Here is a 19,559-nt window from a genome sequence, read left to right on the forward strand (position 1 = left end):
ACTCTCAGTATTATTTTTTTTAATCTGTTTTCTATTTATTATATTTGTAGAAATATATTTTAAATCTATGAAATTTATTGTTTCAAGTGGTGAATTGCAAAAGGCATTACAAACTGTAAGTGGGGTAATATCAAGCTCTCAGTCCAGACCAATTTTAGAAAATTATCTTTTTGAGTTAAATGGAAATAATGTTACCATTACAGCCTCTGACGGTGAAACAACTTTGGTAACCTCTTTGGAAGGAAAATCTGATGATTCAGGTAAGTTTGCTGTTCCCGCAAAAATTTTTCAGGATTTTATAAAAACATATGGAGAACAGCCTCTTACATTATCTGTAAAAGATAACGAAGAAGGAACAGGAAGCCAGCTTGAAATATTAGATGAGAAAGATAATTTCGCCGTAGCTTTGGACAATGCGGATGATTATCCGGAACTTCCGGAGTTTGATGCTTCTCAAAGTGTAACAATGCCTGCTGGAGTTTTATCCGAGGCGTTAACCAACACTCTTTTTGCTACAAGTAATGATTCTCTACGTCCGGTCATGACAGGAGTTCTTTTCCAGTTTGGAGAAAATGAAACTAATTTTGTTTCTACAGACTCCCACAGATTGGTAGTGTATAAAAGAACAGACCTGATGAATGCCGAGCCAATGGAATTTATCATGCCTAAAAAACCTTTAAATATCTTCAAAAATATCTTGGCAAGTTCTAATGATGATGTTACGATTGACTTCAATGAGAACATGGCTAAATTTACTTTTGGTAACCATATCTGGATCTGTAGACTTATCGATGGAAAATATCCTAATTACACTGCGGTAATTCCAAAGGAAAATCCAAATGTATTGACAATTAACAGAAACTTATTGTTAAGTGCAATTAAAAGAGCGTCTATCATGTCTAATAAATCTACCAATCAGGTGAGATTTAAGTTGTCTGCTAATATTCTTCACCTTCATGCTGAAGATACAGAATATGCAAACAAAGCAGATATGCAGATTCCATGTGACTATAATGGGGAAGATATTAATATCGGGTTTAGTTCTAAGTTTTTAACTGAAATGCTGACAATTCTTGGTTCTGATGATATTACAATGAAAATGTCTCAGCCAAACAGACCCGGCATTATAGAACCTCTTGATGGTCTTGAAGAAGAAGAAAATATTTTAATGTTATCAATGCCGGTGATCGGATTATAACATTCAATCAGGATATAGAGAAAGGAGGTTTTATTTTTAAGACTTCCTTTTTTCTTTTTTTGGGGACTTTCAGAACCTAAAAATTTCTCTATCTCTTAAAAAAACACGACATTTGTAAACGCAAAAATTCAGTAAAATTTTCAAAATAAAAACATGAAAATATCAAAAAATTGGTTGAAGGATTATATAAGTACAGAATTGAAAACTGAGAGAATCGGCGAATTTCTTACAGATATAGGCCTTGAAGTAGAAGGAATAGATAAATTTGAAAGCATAAAAGGGAGTTTGGAGGGAATTGTTGTCGGAAAAGTGCTTACATGCGAAAAGCATCCTAATGCTGATAAATTAAAGAAAACTACTGTAGATGTTGGGAATGGGAAGGTGTTGGACATTGTTTGCGGAGCTCCGAATGTAGAAGCAGGACAGACAGTTCCGGTAGCAGTGGTAGGAACTAAAATTTATGATAAGACCGGAAACTTTTTTGAAATTAAAGAAGCAAAAATCAGAGGAGAGGTTTCTCAGGGAATGATCTGTGCCGAGGATGAATTAGGACTAAGTGAAGATCATGGAGGTATTATGGTTTTGGATGAAGCTAAATTTGAAGTTGGAAAGAATTTTGCAGATTATTTTGAATTGACAAATGATGAGGTTTTTGAAATAGGATTGACTCCTAACAGAACTGATGCGATGTCACATTATGGAGTAGCGCGAGATTTATATGCCTTTCTTTCTACTAATCAGCAAAAATCTCAGTTTGAGAAAATTTCGTCTGAAGCTTTGGAGAATGAAGGATCTCATGAGTTCTCTTTAGAAGTTGAAGATTCTGAATTGATCCCAAGATATATTGGAGCCATCATTGAAGATGTAAAAGTAGAAGAATCTCCCGTTTGGCTAAAAGACAGATTGAAAGCAATAGGATTAGGACCGATCAATAATGTAGTGGATATTACTAATTATATCCTTCACGGACTTGGACAGCCTCTTCATGCTTTTGATGCTGATAAGATTGCAGATAAAAAAGTGAAAGTAGGAACTGTAAAAGCTGGTACTAAGTTTATAACACTTGATAATGTAGAAAGAACTTTAAATGGTTCGGAAATCATGATCAAAGATGGTAAAGATCATCCGATGTGTATTGCCGGAGTTTTCGGAGGAATTAATTCCGGGGTTTCTGCAGATACTAAAACCATCTTCCTTGAAAGTGCTTATTTTAATCCAATAGCAATAAGAAAAGCAGCTAAATTCCATGGATTGAATACAGATGCTTCTTTCAGGTTTGAAAGAGGAATAGACCCTAATATTACAAGAACAGCAATTACTCATGCTATTAAAATGATTCAGGAATTGGCGGGAGGAAAGTTAGTAGGAGAATTGTTGGAAGAATATCCGAAGAAGATTGAGGATAGCTATGTAATATTGAGATTCTCTAAAATTGAACAGATTTTAGGAACAAAAATCCATAGAGAAAAAGTAAAAGAAATTTTAAAAGCTCTCGATATTCAGGTATTGAATGAAATCCAGAATGGATTTGAAATTTCTGTTCCTGCATACAGAGCAGATGTAACAAGAGAAATCGATGTTATTGAAGAAATTCTGAGAATCTACGGATATAATAAAATCGATTCTCCTCAGAAGATCGCTTTTACCCCCGTTAGATTAAGTTCTAATGATCAGGATGAGCTGGAAAACAGCTGGGCAAGAAGTTTACAGAGCTTAGGGTTCTATGAAGTAATGAATAATTCCTTGACTTCTGTAAAAGATGAAACTGACGCGGTAAAACTTTTAAATCCATTGAGTAATGATTTAGCTTTTATGAGAAAGTCTTTAATGGAAGGGCTTCTTCAGAATGCTATTTATAATATCAACAGAAAGAACCAGGATATCAAGTTCTTTGAATTTGGAAAGATCTATCACAAAAGAGATAGTTATGAAGAAAGAAAACAGTTGGCTATTCTGATTTCAGGAAGAGATCTTGCTGAAAACTGGCTTCAGCAGAAGTCGGTTACCAACTTCTATAATCTTAAGGCATATGTGAAGGTATTATTGGAAAGATTATCCTTAAAGTATAAAGAAGTGGCTTTGGCAGATGAACGATTTTCTGATGCTTTAGCTTATGAGGTGGATGGCAAAACCCTTGTAAGAATAGGAAAAGTTTCCCCTGCAATGCTGAAAGACTTTGATATCGATCAGGAATGTTTCTATGCAGAGATCGAGCTTGAACTGGCACACGAGCTGCGTTCCAATGAACCTCTTAAATTCCGTGATATTCCTAAATTCAATAAGATAAGAAGAGATCTTGCTTTATTGATCGATAAAAATATTTCTTATCAGGATCTTTACCAGACGGCAAGAAAAAACAAATCTCCCTATCTGAAGAATATTAATTTATTCGATGTATATGAAGGTAAAAACCTGCCTGAAGGTAAAAAGTCTTATGCAATGAGCTTTGAACTTCTGAACGAAGAGAAAACTTTAGAAGAAAAAGAAATTTCTGAAGTAATGGATTCTTTGGTAAAATCATTTCAGAAAGAATTTAATGCAGAATTAAGATCATAATTGAAATAATATTGATAAATAATAAAAATAACCTCTTATCTGTAAGAGGTTATTTTATATAATCAGAATCTAATAAAATCCTAATGTTTTATGGGAGAGAGAATCATATAAATTTCTTAACTTTGGTTATAAGTTAAAGAGAATAAAAATGAAAAATCTTTTTTTAAGCATGTGCGCAGCAGCTGTTTTGGCGTCATGTGGATCGAGAATGTCCAGCTCCTCTTCTTCAAAATTAGGAAAAGCTCAGCCTTCGTTGGCTAACACTAAATGGACATTAGCAGACAATGTTAAAGGAAAAGTTCCTACCCTCAATATAGATGGAGAGAAAGTGAGTGGAAATGCAGGATGTAATAATTACTTTGGAACATTAACCATGGATGCTTCTACCGGTAATTTTTCTGCGGGGCAGATGGGGTCTACAAGAATGATGTGTGATAATATGAGCGTTGAGCAGAACTTTATGGATATGATGCAGAAAGCAAATAAATATGTTGTAGTAGGTTCAACTCTGGAATTGTATAAAGACAATCTTTTATTATTGAAATTTAATAAAGCTCAATAAAAAAATAAAGGAACTCAGCTGAGTTCCTTTTTTATGTTTTGTTTTTTAATCTTCCTCTTCTTCGTCATATTTAGCCAACTCTTCATCACACCATTTAAAAGCAGCTTCTACTACTTTAGTAGCCTCGTCTGCCATAGTTTCTTCGTCGTCTCCTTCCAAGTCATCTAACCATTCTACTTCTTCTTCCTCTACATTAAGAATAAACCTTGGATATTCTGTATGAACTACGAATAAATCTTCTGGGAACTCCGAATTATCCGCTAATAAAAACTTTGGTAACTTCATTTTTTTAATGTTTAAACTTTCTCAAAGATAAATAAAATTATTGATATTTATTCTTGTCGATTTTAATTTTTTGTAAAACTTTATATCTGGTGAGCGTGGTTTTTTGTAAGCTATCTTTAGGCGTAAAAGTTACTTTTATTTGTGGATTTATTGTACTGATAAGCTCTGCAATCTGGATTTTTTCCAAATCCCCTTCAGACTCCAGATAAAATTTTAAAGGAACTTTGTCAAGGTTTTCAGATTGTAAAAACGCTGTCATTTCCTTTCTGTTTTCAAGATAATTTCCTTTTGAAAGCCAAGTAAATACTGCCCCGGACATAATACTTAAAATACCAATTGCGTACACTTTTATATCAAACAACTGAAATAGCTTTCTGAAATAGACCAGCCAGATCGGAAAACTGAAAGGTGCCAGTAAACGGTAATCGATCTCATTAACCGAATAAAAATATTGAATAAAAAAAGAACAGATAATTCCTGAAACTCCTATGAATACAAAGAAAAATTCAGTATTGGAAAGCTTTTTTCTTACAAATAAGAAAATTATCAGACAGATATTTAGAAATCCTATTCCATAAATTCCGTAATTGACAACTCCACCGGAAGGATTAGCTATATGCACAAAAGGGTTGAATGTGGTACATAATCCCTGGAATAATTCTACCAATAATTTAGAAGTAGGATGAAGCCCAATTTCTAAAAAGGTCTGAATGTAATTTTTATTAAAATAATCTATAAACAATAATTTATAAAGAACTACAAATACAAATCCCATTGCTCCTGAAATAATGAAAGTAGGGGCGTATTTTCTTTTCCATATAAAAAGGCCATAAAGTCCCGTTCCTCCAATAATAAATAAAGCACTGTATCTGATATTATAAAGAATTATTAAGCTTAAAGATAAATAGAAAACAGCTTTTCCTTTTTCCAGTTTTCCGGAAATAATTAATTGGGCTATATATAAAAAAATCATGACAAACGGGAGAATAAAGGCTTCGCTCATCGTATAAGAATAGATGGAAAGAAAACTGAATAAAGCACTGAGGACAATACTTTCCCTCAGATAGAAATTTTTTTTCCATGCAAAATAGATAATAAATAAGAAAGCCAGAATCCCGATGATCTTACTGCTCCAGAACTCGTCAGGCCCGAAAAACGTAAAGAATTTAATGGCTGCCGGATAGCCCAGCGGAGTAGTCGTGTTGTCTATTTCGGGTAATCCATGAGCAAACCTCATATAACGTATGGAGTCGGGGCTTACTCTTCCTTTCTCATTCAGTAAAAAACGTAAAATGGTCATCAATAAAGTAATGATGACCAATAATATTTGAATGTATTTTTCTTTTTTTCTCATGAAAAATTATTTCGAAAACATTTTTGAAACCTTTTCAGCTTTCTTGCTTTCAGAATAGTCATAGAATCCTTCTCCTGATTTTACTCCTAATTTTCCTGCCATTACCATATTTACTAATAATGGATTAGGAGCATATTTAGGATTTTTGAATCCATCATACATCACATTCAGAATGGCTAAACATACATCTAAACCAATAAAATCAGCAAGCTGAAGTGGTCCCATTGGATGTGCCATTCCCAATTTCATTACCGTATCGATTTCTTCAACACCCGCTACACCATTATAAAGAGTTTCGATAGATTCATTGATCATCGGCATTAATATTCTGTTAGCTACAAATCCGGGATAATCATTCACTTCTACAGGAACTTTACCCAAGGTTTTACTCATTTCATAAATCAGATCAAATGTTTCTTTAGAAGTAGAGTAACCTTTGATGATTTCTACAAGCTTCATAATAGGAACCGGATTCATAAAATGCATTCCGATTACTTTTTCAGGTCTTTGGGTGGCTGCAGCAATCTTTGTAATAGAAATTGAAGAAGTATTAGTGGCCAAAATGCAGTTTTCAGGAGCAAACTCATCCATCTGACCAAATATTTTAAGCTTAAGATCCTGATTTTCCGTAGCTGCTTCTACAATGAGATCAGCACTTTCTACTGCATTTTTCAGCTCAGTGAAAGTGGTAATGTTTCCTAAGGTTTCTGCTTTTTGTTCCTCAGTAAGGTTTCCCTTTGCAATTATTCTGTCAAGGTTGGTAGTAATGGTTTTCAGTCCTCTGTCCAATGCATCCTGGGATACATCCACTAAATTAACTTTAAAACCACTTTGCGCAAAAGTATGTGCAATTCCGTTTCCCATAGTTCCCGCTCCGATTACTACAATGTTTTTGATCATTTTTACTTATTTTTATAGATAGTTAATTTTTTATTTAATAAATCTTCTTTGATAGCTATATTGGTTTCATCAAAATTTACAAACCCATCACGGTTCTTTTTTCTCATATTATTTTGTGATGAAATAACGGATTGGAGCCCTTTTGTAAAAGTGTCTTTTTGATTTTTAGAAAGATTATCAATCCCGATATAGAGACTGAATTCGCCTTCTTTTCCTAATCCGGGTTCAATATACATTTCAGGATTCTGAAGCTTGTTTTTCTTTTGAAATTGTTTCACATAATTAATAACCGGGCTTTCAGAAGGTGTTCCGCAGCAAATACTGGCATAACCAATCTGTACATAGTTTTGATTCTTTTGTGAATAAAAAGAGGTAAAATAAAATATACCTGTAAGTAATATTATTTTTTTCATTTTGACTGAATATTAAAATAGTCCCATACCACTTTGGAAACATCCGAAATGATCTTGCAGTTTACCGCTTCCGTTTCCATGGAATTACTGACAAATACTGCAATAGCATAATGCTTTCCATTGGGTAAAGTTACGATTCCCATATCATTTTCAGCACCCGTTAAACCATCTTTATTTTTACCTGAAGCACCTGTTTTATGAGCAACAGGAGTGTTTTTAGGAAGCTGTTCTACCAATTTATTAGCCCCTGTCGTCGTTCCTAACATAGTGTTCATAAGAAAATCAGTTGATTTTTTTGAAAGTAGCTTACCTTTATAGAACTTCTTTAATACATCTGTGATAGAATTTGTGGTACTGTAGTTTTCATATTGAGCGTTCCAGTCTTTATGCATTTCTTCTTCATTGAATTTAATCTGAAAACCTTTAATTCTTTTCGATTCCATAAATTTTTGAACGTTTTCTGTTCCGCCAATCAGTCTTAAAAGAATGTCACATCCATTATTGTCACTTTGGGCAACGGTATATTTGATAATCTCATCCAAAGAAAGCCATACTCCTCCATTGGGATATTTTTCTCGAAGTGGTGACCAGGTATTTTCTAAAAGATCAGATTTCTTTACGATTACTTTTTGATCCAGAGAAAACTTTCCTTTATCTACAAGGTCCAGAACAGCAGCAGCAATGTGAAACTTAAATACACTTTGCATAGGCAGCTTTTTTTCTCCATTGATATCAAATTTTGAATTCTTTTCAATCTCTGATACGGAAACTCCTACCGTAGCATTTTTTTCTTTAATAATGGATTCAATCTCTTGTTTCAGAACTGATTGCTGGGAAAATGCAAATGCAGAAATGCAAATAAAAAGGAATGTTAAATTTTTCATAGATTCAGTGTTAAAATTAAATCCCTTTTAGATTCTAAAAGGGATTTGCAATTTAAGATAATTATTATTTTAATTCAAAATAATTCAGGTTGACACCATCATTTTCAAAGGCGATCCTGATTTTATTTTCTCCTTTTTTGAGTATAAGCCCTTTTGCTGTGAAGGTTTTCCAGTTTTCAGAACCTCCTGTGGATGGCAATGAAATACTCATCAGCTGTTTTCCTGAAGGATCAACTATTTTGATAGACCCACCTTTTTCACTTGCATAGCGGATGTTAACCGTATAACTTTTATCAGATTTACTTTGCAGGGTATATTGCATCCATTCTCCCGTTTCTGTTTTTCCTACGTAATATTGATTCGTATCCTTATCTTTACATACATAGATATCCACACCGTCATTTCTCATCTGATGTCCGGAATTCCATTCGGATCTTTTCTTAGGGTCACTTACCCAAAGGTTAATAAAATCATTATCCTTATAGGCAGAACCTATTCTTCCAAGATCATATTCTGTGGCAAAAATTCTTCCCGGAACCTGAAGGTTTTTAAAAGGAAGGGTGGAGGATTCATTGACCTGTCTGAACATAGCATCGATAACATCCTTTTTGATTTCGACATTCCTGAACTTATAGTTATCAGCAATTTTCATTAATGCTTTGTAAGCATAATCTCTGGATGGTTTTTCTCCGCCATTCGTCCAATAATCCAATAGTTTCTGATATTCCGGAGTTATTTTTACATTGGTGATGCCTGCTGTATTATCAATTTTCTTCATAGGCCAGAATGCGTATCCGATATTATGCTTATCTAGGAGCTGAATAAGTTCTGTAAACCAGACATTGGAGTTCTCTCCTGTTTCGCCCAGCCAGATCGGCATATTATGCTTATCCCTGAGCTCCATGATTCCCTCTAATGCTTTATCATCATTATTGGTCCAGTATTTATGAAAACTGAAAACCATATTATCATCCCAGATCGGAGTCAATCCGTTATAGTTATTTCCCCATCCGTTTCCTTCAAGGAAGATGATATGTTTCTTATCTATTGTACGGATGGCTTCCGTGATTTCTCGCTGCAACTTCCAAAGAGGGGCATTAGACATTTCATCCGTTCCGTTGGGATTCTTGCCTGTGAAATTGATATTAGGCTCATTAATTAGATCATATCCACCGATCCACGGCTCATCTTTATATCTTTCTGCCAGTTTTTTCCAAAGTTCTATAGTTTTCTTCTGATTTTCTTCACTTTCCCACAGAGAAGGTTTGGATTTATCGTTGTCAGAAATATTCACATCATTTCCCTGGCCTCCCGGAGCAGCATGAAGATCCAGAATCAGATATATTTTATTATCAGCACACCACTTCAATAAATCGTCAGTCATTTTGAAACCTTCTTCCAACCACGTATTTTTTCCTTTTACAGGTTCTTTCTCAATGGGTAATGTATAAAGATTATAATGCATTGGGAGCCTGATGGAGTTAAAACCGGACTTAGCTAAAAAATCAATATCCTCCTTGGTAATTCCGTTTTTTAAATAAGCTTTATAAAAATCATTCATTCCGTCTTCACCTACCAGTTCTGATATTTTTTCCTTGATTTTATATTGCGGGCCGGCAAAATCGGCAGTTTTAAGCATATAACCTTCCTGGAGCATCCATCCTCCAAGACCAAGACCTCTCAACTGGATATTTTCACCTTTATCATTGACAATTTTTTTACCATCAGTCTTTAATAATTGTGATGTCCCAAATTGAGACAATAAAAAAGCGGATAGTAGGATGACTCTTTTCATAGTTTTAGATTTTTAAAATATTAGGGATTGTTTTTTAGTATTGAAAATTTTAATAGAATAACAAATATATTCAAAATTATGAAATAAGATTTAATCTTCCTTATTAAATACACTATTTAATAAGGAGAAATTACTCATAATCTCTAATATAGATTATTTACCTTTGATAGATTATGTGGCTAAATTGCTACATAAGCATTAAAAAAAATCTGCTGAATCCACAAAATCTGCGAGAGAGAAAATATTAGCTAATCAACTTCATAATCTTCAAAGCCACTTTCAAAGCTTCCGTACCATCAGCCAGAGAAACTTCTACCTTCTTATTTTCCGTAATAGAATCAGCAAAAGAATTCAATTCATCCAGAATAGCATTATTAGGCTGTATATTAGGATATTCAAATAAGATCTGATTTTTCTCTCCTTCCGCATTTTCAATAATCATATCAAAAGGAGTTGGGTTTTCAGGTGCATCTTTCATTCTGATCACTTCCGCTTTTTTCTCTAAAAAGTCAACCGAGATATAGGCATCTTTTTGAAAGAAACGGCTTTTTCTCATAGCCTTCATGGAAATTCTGGAAGTCGTAAGATTGGCCACACAACCGTTTTCAAATTCAATCCTGGCGTTGGCTATATCCGGAGTTTTGCTCACTACACAAACACCGCTGGCATGAATATCCTTCACTTTAGATTTTACCATACTCAATAAAATGTCGAGATCATGGATCATCAAATCCAATACTACGGAAACATCGGTTCCACGAGGATTGAATTCTGCTAATCTGTGAATCTCAATGAACATTGGATTCTGAATGTATTCTTTAGTGGCAATAAATGCAGGATTATATCTTTCAACATGTCCTACCTGTGCTTTAATCTTATATTCCTGACATTTGGACAAAATTTCTTCAGCCTGTTCAAGAGTTTGGGTAACAGGTTTTTCAATGAAAAAATGAAGACCTTTATCAATAGCTTTTAAAGCATAATCATAATGATAAAGAGTAGGAGTTACAATATCCAGAACATCAATCTGATTTAATAAATCATCAAGATTTTCAAAATAAGGATATCCGAATTCGGCTTCCAGTTTTTTTCCGTTTTCAACATCTTTATCATGAAATCCGATCAGTTCATATTTTTCTGATTGGTTAAGAAGTTTTAAATGTATTTTCCCCAGATGTCCGGCTCCTACCAAACCTGTTTTCAACATAAGATTAAATTTTTGTAAAGATATAAATTAGACATGAGATTTTATCTATCACCTGTAAGGCTTTTCCAATGAAAAATCTCATATCGGGACTACCGAATCTGGAATCTAATCCCTATTTTTGTGGAATGCAGGATTCATTTGTACATAAAGGAAAAAGAAAGATTTTAGTCGAATATCTACGGCATAAGATCGGGATATCGGATGAAAATGTGCTGAAAGCAATGAGTGAAGTTCCCAGACATTTATTTATTGAAAGTATTTTTGAGGATTTTGCTTATGAAGATCGTGCATTTCCCATATTAGCTCATCAGACTATCTCTCACCCTTCTACAGTAGCGGAACAATCCGAACTATTGCAGGTGAAACCGGGAGAAAAAATATTGGAAATAGGAACAGGCTGTGGTTATCAGACCGCCGTTTTATTGGCAATGAAGGGCCTGGTATATACTGTAGAACGCCAGAAAGACCTCTTTGATTTCTCTAAAAAAAAATTTAGAGAATTACATTTAAATCCAAAATTCCAAAGCTTTGGAGACGGGTTTGCGGGTTTACCGACTTTTGCACCATTTGATAAAATTATCGTCACATGCGGAGCTTCTGTTTTACCCACAGAACTTCTCAAGCAGTTAAAAGTAGGAGGGAAGATGGTGATTCCTTTAGGTCCTACTGATGAACAGGTACTTTACAGATTTACTAAAGTTTCCTTAACTGAATTTGAAAAAGAAGAGTTCGGAGCTTATAAATTTGTTCCCATGCTGAACAATACCAATCAGTAAATTGTATTGGAAAAGAGAAATTTCCTTCAATAATTATAAATACTTAATAATCACAAAGCCCAATGAACGTATTTGTTAATAAAAGAATTCCCGAAATAGGCATTACTATGCTTAAAGAAGCCGGATTCAATGTAGTTATACCTGAAAATGATAATCTCTCACAAGATGAATGGCTGGATTACTGCAAAAACGCAGATGCTATTCTGAATGTAGGCAATAATAAATTTGATAAGAACTTTTTTGATCAGTGCCCGAATATTAAAGCCATTGCTTTATTTTCTGTAGGTTTTGATCATGTAGATATTAAGGAAGCTAATGTCCGTAAAATTCCGGTTGGAAATACACCGGATGTACTTAGTAAAGCTACTGCTGATACAGCTTTTCTATTAATGCAGTCAGTTGCGAGAAGAGCAAGCTATAATTTTCAGAAAGTAAAAGAGGGAAATTGGGGTGTTTTTGATCCGTTAGAAGGACTGGGTCAGGAATTGTATGGGAAAACTTTGGGAATCTTCGGGTTGGGAAGAATAGGTTTTAAAATGGCTGAAAGTGCTCAGAGAGCTTTTGATATGAAGATTATTTATCATAACCGAAATAAAAATGAGCAGGCAGAAAAAGAATTGTATGCACAATATGTTTCCTTTGAAGAGCTGATTATACAATCTGACGTGCTGAGTGTTCATGCTAATTTTATTCCCGAACATGCCCATCTTTTTAATCAGTCTGTTTTTGAAAAAATGAAATCTACTGCCATCTTCATCAATACGGCAAGAGGAGGATTTCATAATCAGTCCGATTTGTATAATGCTCTTGTATCTGAGACGATCTGGGGTGCCGGTTTAGATGTTACCAATCCCGAACCGATGTCACAGGATGATCCTATTTTAAAGCTTTCAAAAGTATGTGTATTACCTCACATAGGATCAGCTACTATAGAAGCCAGAAGCGGAATGTCAAGGCTGGCAGCTGAAAATATCATCGCTTTTTCAAAAGGAGAGAAGATGCCGCATTGTGCTAATCCTGAGATATATCAATAAACCCACCAGGCAAGGGATAGTAATGAATGTACTGGAAAAAATTGAGAAAAAATTTCAATTTTCTTATCCTGAATTGTATAAAAAAATGTACCGGGATCAGTTTCTGGATTGGGGAGAATTCGGTTCTGATGGTTATAAGGAAACTTATTGTGAAATAAAGAAGAATCCTCCGTTCTTATTCTTTGCAGAAGATTTTGAGATTCTATCTTTTGATCAGATTATTATGGAAATGGAGTCCTTCGTAGATTTTAAAGATTATCGAAGAATACATCCCGAATATCAATTAATCCCCTTTGCACAAAATGGAACGGGAGATCTGTATTGCTTTTTGTACAGTGAAGAATATAAGGGGCAGGTTCCGGTTGTTTTTATGTGGTATGATTCAAATAATGCAGATATAAAGTCCCGAAGCTTTCAGGATTTTATATTCCGGGAGCTCTTGGAAATGGTTGTAGACATTGAAGGAGGTGACGTTATTATGGAGGGAAGTTTTAAAGAAAATACGGTTAATATGTTAAAGACCCATAAAAAGTATATATCCGATACCCGGTTAAAAATAATTGAGGAAATTTATAGCAGGGAGCTTCGTACATTTTCCTCGAAAGGTTTGTTTGGTGAAAGAGAAGAAATAGGTTTAATAAGCTATGAAGAATTAAGAAGCCTGTTACAATCGGAAATTGGTTTTGATGGATTAAATAAAACTTTTAAGCATGAACTTTCCGTGCCTGTAGTACCTGTAGTAAAGGATGATAGTAACAATCAATAGACAGGACATTTAAAGAGATACTTTGAGAATTAAAGAATAAGTTCCCAAATATTGAAATTTTATATGAAGAAGAGAAGACCAACAGAGCTTTTAAGTTCTGGTAAATTCTTGGTTTAATAAGTATTTTTTGACCTTTCAGATACAATGTTGGAACTATTTTTGTTCTTTAATTTTCAATATTAAATACTTAAATTATGATATCTGAAGATAATACCAACGAACAAGATCGTAAACTCAGAGAGATGGATTATAATCCCGCTGAAGATTTATTTAACCAAGAAAAACACATAAGCTTAGACGGAGATGGAAATCCTGTTTTTGATGAAGATCAGGATGACGATAAAATAGACAAAGGATTGGATATTCCGGGAACTGAAGATGATGACGTAATGGAGGAAATTGGCTCGGAAGATGAAGAAAATAACTATTGGAGTATCAGTGATAATGAAGATGACCACGAGGAAGAAAACGAAGATGTAATAGAATAATAATATAGAAAACCTTACTCACTCAGTAAGGTTTTTATTTTTGAGGATCTACCAACCTCAAAAGAATAAAAATTCCCCTCCTCTGGAGGAGGCTTCGGTTGAAAAGAGAAGCTGGGGTGGAAAAACCAGAACTTAAAAACATACATGAAACAAACCCTCACCCAAATCCACGGAATCCCCATTCATAGAAACTTCGTAGAAAATCTTCCCTACAACCCCAGTCTTAAAATTTACGTAAGAAATAAACGCAAAGCCGGAATCCTCAGCGAAGTCCTCTTTTGGAAACAGGTTCGTGCAAGAATATTTCATGTAATTGATTTTGACAGACAGAGAATTATTGGCAACTATATCGTAGATTTTTATGAAAAACGCTAGGTCTGGTCATTGAAGTTGATGGACCGAGTCATAATGGAAAAGAGGTATATGATGGAATCAGGCAGGAGTATCAGTATCTGAAATCTTTGGAGCTGATGGTTTTCAGGATTACTGATTTTGATGTGAAAAATACGCTTTCGGTAGTGATGAGAGAACTTGAAGATTATACTGTTCCGAATTATGGCCCCGTCTTCTAAAATTCCCTGAATTTGAGAATCCACCTCTCCGGAAGATGGGAATTTTTCCTTTTTGTTGCATTGTATTTTCCAATTTGAATATCTTTAAAACCAGAAATATTCAAAACTAAACTTAAAGATGACTTTCCAGGAACAGATACAACAGGGAATACCTAACCAGCTGCCACAGCCTAAGCCTTATGAAACTAATATTAACCATGCGCCTAAGCGTAAGGAGATATTAGGGGAGGAAGAGAAAAAATTGGCTTTAAAAAATGCTTTAAGATATTTCAGCTCTGAATTTCATGCTGAATTACTACCGGAATTTAAGGAGGAATTGGATAAATATGGCAGAATCTATATGTATCGTTTCCGTCCGGATTATGAAATGAAAGCCAGACCAATCACTGATTATCCAGGAAAATCCCAGCAGGCTAAAGCAATTATGCTGATGATTCAGAATAATCTGGATTATGCGGTGGCTCAACATCCTCACGAACTGATTACTTATGGAGGAAATGGTGCTGTTTTTCAAAACTGGGCACAGTATCTTCTGACAATGAAATACTTATCGGAGATGACGGATGAGCAGACTTTAGTAATGTATTCCGGACATCCGATGGGATTATTTCCTTCACATAAGGATGCACCGAGAGTGGTGGTAACTAATGGAATGATGATTCCTAATTATTCTAAGCCGGATGACTGGGAGAAGTTTAATGCTTTGGGAGTAACCCAATATGGGCAGATGACAGCGGGAAGTTATATGTATATTGGTCCTCAGGGAATTGTCCATGGAACAACTATTACGGTATTGAATGCTTTCAGAAAAATAAATAAAGATTCTAAAGGGGGCTTATTTGTAACCTCCGGATTGGGCGGAATGAGCGGAGCACAGCCGAAAGCAGGAAATATTGCAGGTTGTATTACCGTTTGTGCAGAAGTAAATCCGAAGATCACTAAAATCCGTCATGACCAGAAATGGGTGAATGAAATTCATGAAGATCTGGATGAATTAGTGATGAGAGTAAAGAAAGCTCAGGAAAACAAAGAAACGGTGTCTTTGGCTTATCTGGGAAATGTGGTTGAGGTATGGGAAAAGTTTGATCAGGAAAATTTAAGGATAGATATAGGATCGGATCAGACTTCTCTTCATAATCCATGGGCTGGAGGATATTATCCGGTAGGACAGAGTTTTGAGGAATCTAATAAAATGATGGCGGAAGACCCGGAATTATTTAAAGATAAAGTTCAGGAAAGTTTAAGGAGACATGCTGCAGCTATCAATAAACATACAGAAAAAGGAACTTATTTCTTTGATTACGGAAATGCTTTCTTACTGGAAGCTTCAAGAGCAGGAGCTGATGTAATGGCAGAAAACCTGGAGCTGGGAAGAGAGTTCAGATATCCGAGCTATGTTCAGGATATTATGGGACCGATGTGTTTTGATTATGGATTTGGACCTTTCCGTTGGGTATGTACCAGTGGTAAACCGGAAGACTTACAGAGAACGGATGATATTGCCTGTCAGGTTTTAGAGGAGATTCAACAGAACTCTCCTGAAGAGATCCAGCAGCAGATGAAAGATAATATCCAGTGGATTAAAGGAGCTCAGGAAAATAAATTAGTAGTAGGTTCACAGGCTAGAATCCTGTATGCCGATGCGGAAGGAAGGATGAAGATTGCAGAGGCTTTCAATAAAGCTATTAAAAATGGACAAATAGGACCTGTAGTATTGGGAAGAGATCATCACGATGTTTCGGGAACAGATTCACCCTACAGGGAAACTTCCAATATTTATGATGGTTCCCGTTTTACAGCCGATATGGCGATTCAGAACGTGATTGGTGACAGCTTCCGTGGTGCTACATGGGTATCGATCCACAATGGTGGCGGAGTAGGCTGGGGAGAAGTAATTAACGGAGGTTTCGGAATGTTACTGGATGGAAGTGATGAAGCAGACCGAAGATTGAAATCTATGCTGTTCTGGGATGTGAATAACGGAATTTCCCGAAGAAGCTGGGCACGGAATGAAGGGGCTATTTTTGCCATTAAAAGGGCAATGGAAACAGAGCCGAATTTGAAGGTAACACTTCCGAATTTTGTGGATGAAAGTTTGTTTTAAAATTAAATAATATAGATAATATAGATAATGAAGAACCTGCTATTAAGCAGGTTTTTTTATTTGAAACTCATTGTAAAAAGAAAGAGTTCAAAAAAATAATAGATTCAATTATAACACGACGAGTTTTGTCGTAATACGCATTTACATTTGTATCAGAGCAACAAAGAACAGAAGCAGATATGAAACAAAACAACTAAAAAACAAAGAAAATGAAAAAAAACGATGATGAACTTTGGGATTTATCCGGTTTTAAGATTCTGTCCCTTAAAGAGGTAAATCAGGGATTTACAGGAGATATAAATCCTTTACAGAAACTATTGGGAATACCCAATTCAAATGAAGCTGAATTTAAAGATGATGAGTATATAAACCTAACTAAGTTACTTGGGGATATAAAATACAACTACGGAGGTGGAAGGGGAGAACAAATGCAATATGTATTTAAAGACTATTTTCAGAGTATAGTGCAGACTTATATCATGGATGGGGAGAAGCATATTGATGTTTCTGCAAAGATTTATCTTAAAGACGGGATTGTAAAAGTCTCTCAACATTTAGGATCAGATAAACCGCGTATGGAACTTTTTTTTGATGAAAATGACAGAATCACTTATGCTTTAACATTCCGGTATATAGACACAAGAGAGGATGCTATAGAACTCAGAACCCATTCTTTTGAAGAATACAAAAATCTGCTTTTATATCTTGGCTATGGAAATGTAGAAACAGATCAGAAAGCTTCCAGATTTTTTATTGGAGAGTATACAGATTTCCTGAGAAAATCTAAAAATCCACAAGATCTATACAAAGTGTATGGAGATATGCCTGCCAGTTTTATTAAGAATATTCACCTTTCTACAGACATAGTGGTTAATCACCTGATGATTCTTACAAAAGAAGATGATACAGGCTGGCTGAGCTGGACAACTGATACGAGTTCATTACTGATTAAGGTAATGGGAATGTTCAGAAAGTATCAGGAAGCAGTAGATTATTTCTGGGCGAATCCAAAACTGCTTACAGAGATCTATGATAATCTGGATGGTACTTCTGAGGTGTTGGGTCTGCCCATATCTAACCGTATTATTTTTACTTCTGTGCTTAATGAATTGGCTAAAAGAGATGCTAATTCTAAAAATAAGATTACAGAGAATCATCTTATTAATGGTGATGGATATTTTATAGAATCTCATATTCTGGAATTAAACAGCACTTTGAATGCAATTAAAGGAATTATGAGCTTCGACTGGGACTTCGATTATCAGGATTCTATCTTCCTGCAACAGAAAAGAACTGTTACGAAAATCATTGAGAATCAAGAAACAGATGAGCTGGGTAAGGGAGGAAGTACAGTAGAACAAACCCAAATTATAGAAGAGGATATTGATAAAGGGTATATGTACCATCCTATGCATTTAGTTCATTTTGTAGATAAAAGTGAAGAAAAGGCTAATCTGGTAACGGCTTTATTTATAAAAGCGATTGCAGATGAGAAAGAATGGGAGACTGTAATGCAGAACATTCGTATTGGGGGAGATATTATTGCCATTATTGCAGGATTTATGACAGTGGGACTTACTGGAAATCTTTCTGTACTGGCTATCGCAGATCTAGGTTTGGCAGGTACAGATCTGGTTGTAATGGATGAAGATGTAAAACAATGGCTTTCGGAATATCCGGAAGGAAGGTGGTTTGTGGAAAACTGGGATATAATCTATGCTTTAGTAGGATCAGGAATCCTTAGTACTGTTATGATGGATGGGATTTTAACATATGGCCCAACCCTTTTGGAAAAGGTGAAGAATCTTAAAAATGTAAAGGGAAATTATCTTACTTTTACGAAGCAGTTAGATCAATTGGTAACCGAGCTGGAAGCCTATCGATTGAAAAATCCCAGTAATGCGATAGAAGAAGTAGTATTGGTTGGTGAGAAGAATGGGCTTTTAAAGAAGCTGGTAAAAGCTTTTTGTGCACCAAATGCCAATTTTGAATATGTCGTAAATAATTTATTTAAAAAAGGAATCTCTGTAAGAAAAGCAGGTGATAATCTTTATGAAGTTTATTATAAGGAACAGCTTGTAAAGACAGGAACGGGAGCACAAGTAGGTGCATTTTTAAGTAGGGTTTATTATTCTTCACCAGTAAAAGTTGAAGCTTTTATACAAGGAATATTTATAGAATCACTCACGGATTTTGAAAAAGCAGGGCTACTCAAAAGTATCTATCACTATTATAAAGGATTGAAATATAGAATTTTGATATATGAAGGAGAAATTATTTGGAAAGTAGCTGATGAGAGATTTGTTTGGGAAAATTCCGCAAGGGTTTGGGGGGGTGAATTAGAGTTTGATTTTAATACTTATGGAGTAAAAGGTTTGGGGCAGAGATTTACTGATGAGGCTTTTAATCATTTTGGAAAAAAAATACAAACGATAAAAGTGGAATGGAAAGTACTTTCTGATTATCCAGAGGGAGAATCTTTAGGATATAAACAATTTAATCGAGTTTTAGAAGAATCGTATGATAAATATAAAGCAACTCAGTCAACTACTTTCTATAAAACGATGAGTAAAAGGGGATTCTCAACTATTAAAAGGGTAGATCAGGACGAAAGTATAGAAAGTGTAACAGTAATCTTAACAAAATAATAAAAATGAAACCATAC

General features: G+C 34.9%; 18 protein-coding genes. 11 read left to right on the forward strand and 7 right to left on the reverse strand.

Annotated elements, in window-relative coordinates:
• The first annotated feature begins 67 nt into the window (after positions 1–67).
• The 3 genes from dnaN (at position 68) to Q0A18_RS05630 (ending at position 4,316) form a co-directional block, all read left to right on the forward strand.
• Positions 68–1,198, forward strand: a complete 1,131-nt coding sequence (gene dnaN / locus Q0A18_RS05620; protein WP_292009197.1) for a DNA polymerase III subunit beta — start codon at positions 68–70, stop codon at positions 1,196–1,198.
• Between the two features lie 153 nt (positions 1,199–1,351).
• Entirely contained in the window at positions 1,352–3,754 is a 2,403-nt protein-coding gene (gene pheT, locus Q0A18_RS05625) for a phenylalanine--tRNA ligase subunit beta (RefSeq protein WP_292009198.1), read from the forward strand.
• Positions 3,755–3,902: 148 nt separating this feature from the next.
• Entirely contained in the window at positions 3,903–4,316 is a 414-nt protein-coding gene (locus Q0A18_RS05630; RefSeq protein ID WP_292009199.1) for an META domain-containing protein, read from the forward strand.
• Positions 4,317–4,361: 45 nt separating this feature from the next.
• Here Q0A18_RS05630 and Q0A18_RS05635 read toward each other — a convergent pair whose 3' ends face one another.
• From Q0A18_RS05635 to Q0A18_RS05665, 7 genes are all read right to left on the reverse strand, one after another.
• Positions 4,362–4,601 (reverse strand): hypothetical protein, encoded by a 240-nt coding sequence (locus Q0A18_RS05635; RefSeq protein ID WP_002977986.1) that lies wholly within the window; start codon positions 4,599–4,601, stop codon positions 4,362–4,364.
• 37 nt (positions 4,602–4,638) lie between these two features.
• Positions 4,639–5,955, reverse strand: coding sequence for a hypothetical protein (locus Q0A18_RS05640; RefSeq protein WP_292009200.1), 1,317 nt, complete (start codon positions 5,953–5,955; stop codon positions 4,639–4,641).
• Between the two features lie 6 nt (positions 5,956–5,961).
• A complete protein-coding gene (locus tag Q0A18_RS05645) occupies positions 5,962–6,852 on the reverse strand; it encodes a 3-hydroxybutyryl-CoA dehydrogenase (RefSeq protein ID WP_292009211.1) in 891 nt (296 codons plus the stop codon).
• A 5-nt stretch (positions 6,853–6,857) separates the two neighbouring features.
• A complete protein-coding gene (locus tag Q0A18_RS05650; protein WP_292009201.1) occupies positions 6,858–7,268 on the reverse strand; it encodes a hypothetical protein in 411 nt (136 codons plus the stop codon).
• On the reverse strand, positions 7,265–8,152 hold the full coding sequence (gene bla-A / locus Q0A18_RS05655; RefSeq protein WP_292009202.1) for a CGA/CIA family class A beta-lactamase: 888 nt from the start codon (positions 8,150–8,152) through the stop codon (positions 7,265–7,267). Before bla-A ends, Q0A18_RS05650 begins: the two co-directional genes overlap by 4 nt.
• Positions 8,153–8,216: 64 nt before the next feature.
• Positions 8,217–9,947, reverse strand: a complete 1,731-nt coding sequence (locus Q0A18_RS05660) for a cellulase family glycosylhydrolase (protein ID WP_292009203.1) — start codon at positions 9,945–9,947, stop codon at positions 8,217–8,219.
• Positions 9,948–10,191: 244 nt separating this feature from the next.
• A complete protein-coding gene (locus Q0A18_RS05665) occupies positions 10,192–11,154 on the reverse strand; it encodes a Gfo/Idh/MocA family oxidoreductase (RefSeq protein ID WP_292009204.1) in 963 nt (320 codons plus the stop codon).
• A 125-nt stretch (positions 11,155–11,279) separates the two neighbouring features.
• On the opposite strand from Q0A18_RS05665, the gene Q0A18_RS05670 reads away from it, so the two are divergent.
• The 8 genes from Q0A18_RS05670 to Q0A18_RS05705 all read left to right on the forward strand — a co-directional run bounded on the left by Q0A18_RS05670 (position 11,280) and on the right by Q0A18_RS05705 (position 19,542).
• Positions 11,280–11,930, forward strand: a complete 651-nt coding sequence (locus tag Q0A18_RS05670; protein ID WP_292009212.1) for a protein-L-isoaspartate(D-aspartate) O-methyltransferase — start codon at positions 11,280–11,282, stop codon at positions 11,928–11,930.
• A gap of 62 nt (positions 11,931–11,992) precedes the next feature.
• Positions 11,993–12,964, forward strand: a complete 972-nt coding sequence (locus Q0A18_RS05675) for a D-glycerate dehydrogenase (RefSeq protein ID WP_292009205.1) — start codon at positions 11,993–11,995, stop codon at positions 12,962–12,964.
• A gap of 22 nt (positions 12,965–12,986) precedes the next feature.
• Entirely contained in the window at positions 12,987–13,730 is a 744-nt protein-coding gene (locus Q0A18_RS05680) for an SMI1/KNR4 family protein (RefSeq protein ID WP_292009206.1), read from the forward strand.
• Positions 13,731–13,924: 194 nt separating this feature from the next.
• Entirely contained in the window at positions 13,925–14,218 is a 294-nt protein-coding gene (locus tag Q0A18_RS05685) for a hypothetical protein (protein WP_292009207.1), read from the forward strand.
• Between the two features lie 144 nt (positions 14,219–14,362).
• Positions 14,363–14,593 carry a DUF559 domain-containing protein gene (locus Q0A18_RS05690; RefSeq protein ID WP_292009208.1) on the forward strand — a complete coding sequence of 77 codons (231 nt, stop codon included), beginning with the start codon at positions 14,363–14,365 and terminating at the stop codon, positions 14,591–14,593.
• A gap of 56 nt (positions 14,594–14,649) precedes the next feature.
• Positions 14,650–14,790 carry a hypothetical protein gene (locus tag Q0A18_RS05695; RefSeq protein WP_292009213.1) on the forward strand — a complete coding sequence of 47 codons (141 nt, stop codon included), beginning with the start codon at positions 14,650–14,652 and terminating at the stop codon, positions 14,788–14,790.
• 118 nt (positions 14,791–14,908) lie between these two features.
• On the forward strand, positions 14,909–16,894 hold the full coding sequence (locus Q0A18_RS05700) for a urocanate hydratase (RefSeq protein ID WP_292009209.1): 1,986 nt from the start codon (positions 14,909–14,911) through the stop codon (positions 16,892–16,894).
• Between the two features lie 209 nt (positions 16,895–17,103).
• Entirely contained in the window at positions 17,104–19,542 is a 2,439-nt protein-coding gene (locus tag Q0A18_RS05705) for a hypothetical protein (protein ID WP_292009210.1), read from the forward strand.
• Positions 19,543–19,559: the final 17 nt, after the last annotated feature.

It is taken from the genome of Chryseobacterium sp. (genome assembly GCF_022712095.1).
GTDB lineage: Bacteria > Bacteroidota > Bacteroidia > Flavobacteriales > Weeksellaceae > Chryseobacterium.

Excerpts from the sequence above, each read along its gene's own strand:
- Q0A18_RS05630 (WP_292009199.1), top strand. The coding sequence starts at position 3,903 with ATGAAAAATCTTTTTTTAAGCATGTGCGCAGCAGCTGTTTTGGCGTCA.
- Q0A18_RS05635 (WP_002977986.1), bottom strand. The coding sequence starts at position 4,601 with ATGAAGTTACCAAAGTTTTTATTAGCGGATAATTCGGAGTTCCCAGAA.
- Q0A18_RS05690 (WP_292009208.1), top strand. The coding sequence starts at position 14,363 with ATGAAACAAACCCTCACCCAAATCCACGGAATCCCCATTCATAGAAAC.
- Q0A18_RS05640 (WP_292009200.1), bottom strand. The coding sequence starts at position 5,955 with ATGAGAAAAAAAGAAAAATACATTCAAATATTATTGGTCATCATTACT.
- Q0A18_RS05650 (WP_292009201.1), bottom strand. The coding sequence starts at position 7,268 with ATGAAAAAAATAATATTACTTACAGGTATATTTTATTTTACCTCTTTT.
- Q0A18_RS05685 (WP_292009207.1), top strand. The coding sequence starts at position 13,925 with ATGATATCTGAAGATAATACCAACGAACAAGATCGTAAACTCAGAGAG.
- Q0A18_RS05680 (WP_292009206.1), top strand. The coding sequence starts at position 12,987 with ATGAATGTACTGGAAAAAATTGAGAAAAAATTTCAATTTTCTTATCCT.
- Q0A18_RS05660 (WP_292009203.1), bottom strand. The coding sequence starts at position 9,947 with ATGAAAAGAGTCATCCTACTATCCGCTTTTTTATTGTCTCAATTTGGG.
- dnaN (WP_292009197.1), top strand. The coding sequence starts at position 68 with ATGAAATTTATTGTTTCAAGTGGTGAATTGCAAAAGGCATTACAAACT.
- Q0A18_RS05670 (WP_292009212.1), top strand. The coding sequence starts at position 11,280 with ATGCAGGATTCATTTGTACATAAAGGAAAAAGAAAGATTTTAGTCGAA.
- Q0A18_RS05665 (WP_292009204.1), bottom strand. The coding sequence starts at position 11,154 with ATGTTGAAAACAGGTTTGGTAGGAGCCGGACATCTGGGGAAAATACAT.
- Q0A18_RS05700 (WP_292009209.1), top strand. The coding sequence starts at position 14,909 with ATGACTTTCCAGGAACAGATACAACAGGGAATACCTAACCAGCTGCCA.
- Q0A18_RS05705 (WP_292009210.1), top strand. The coding sequence starts at position 17,104 with ATGAAAAAAAACGATGATGAACTTTGGGATTTATCCGGTTTTAAGATT.
- Q0A18_RS05675 (WP_292009205.1), top strand. The coding sequence starts at position 11,993 with ATGAACGTATTTGTTAATAAAAGAATTCCCGAAATAGGCATTACTATG.
- bla-A (WP_292009202.1), bottom strand. The coding sequence starts at position 8,152 with ATGAAAAATTTAACATTCCTTTTTATTTGCATTTCTGCATTTGCATTT.
- pheT (WP_292009198.1), top strand. The coding sequence starts at position 1,352 with ATGAAAATATCAAAAAATTGGTTGAAGGATTATATAAGTACAGAATTG.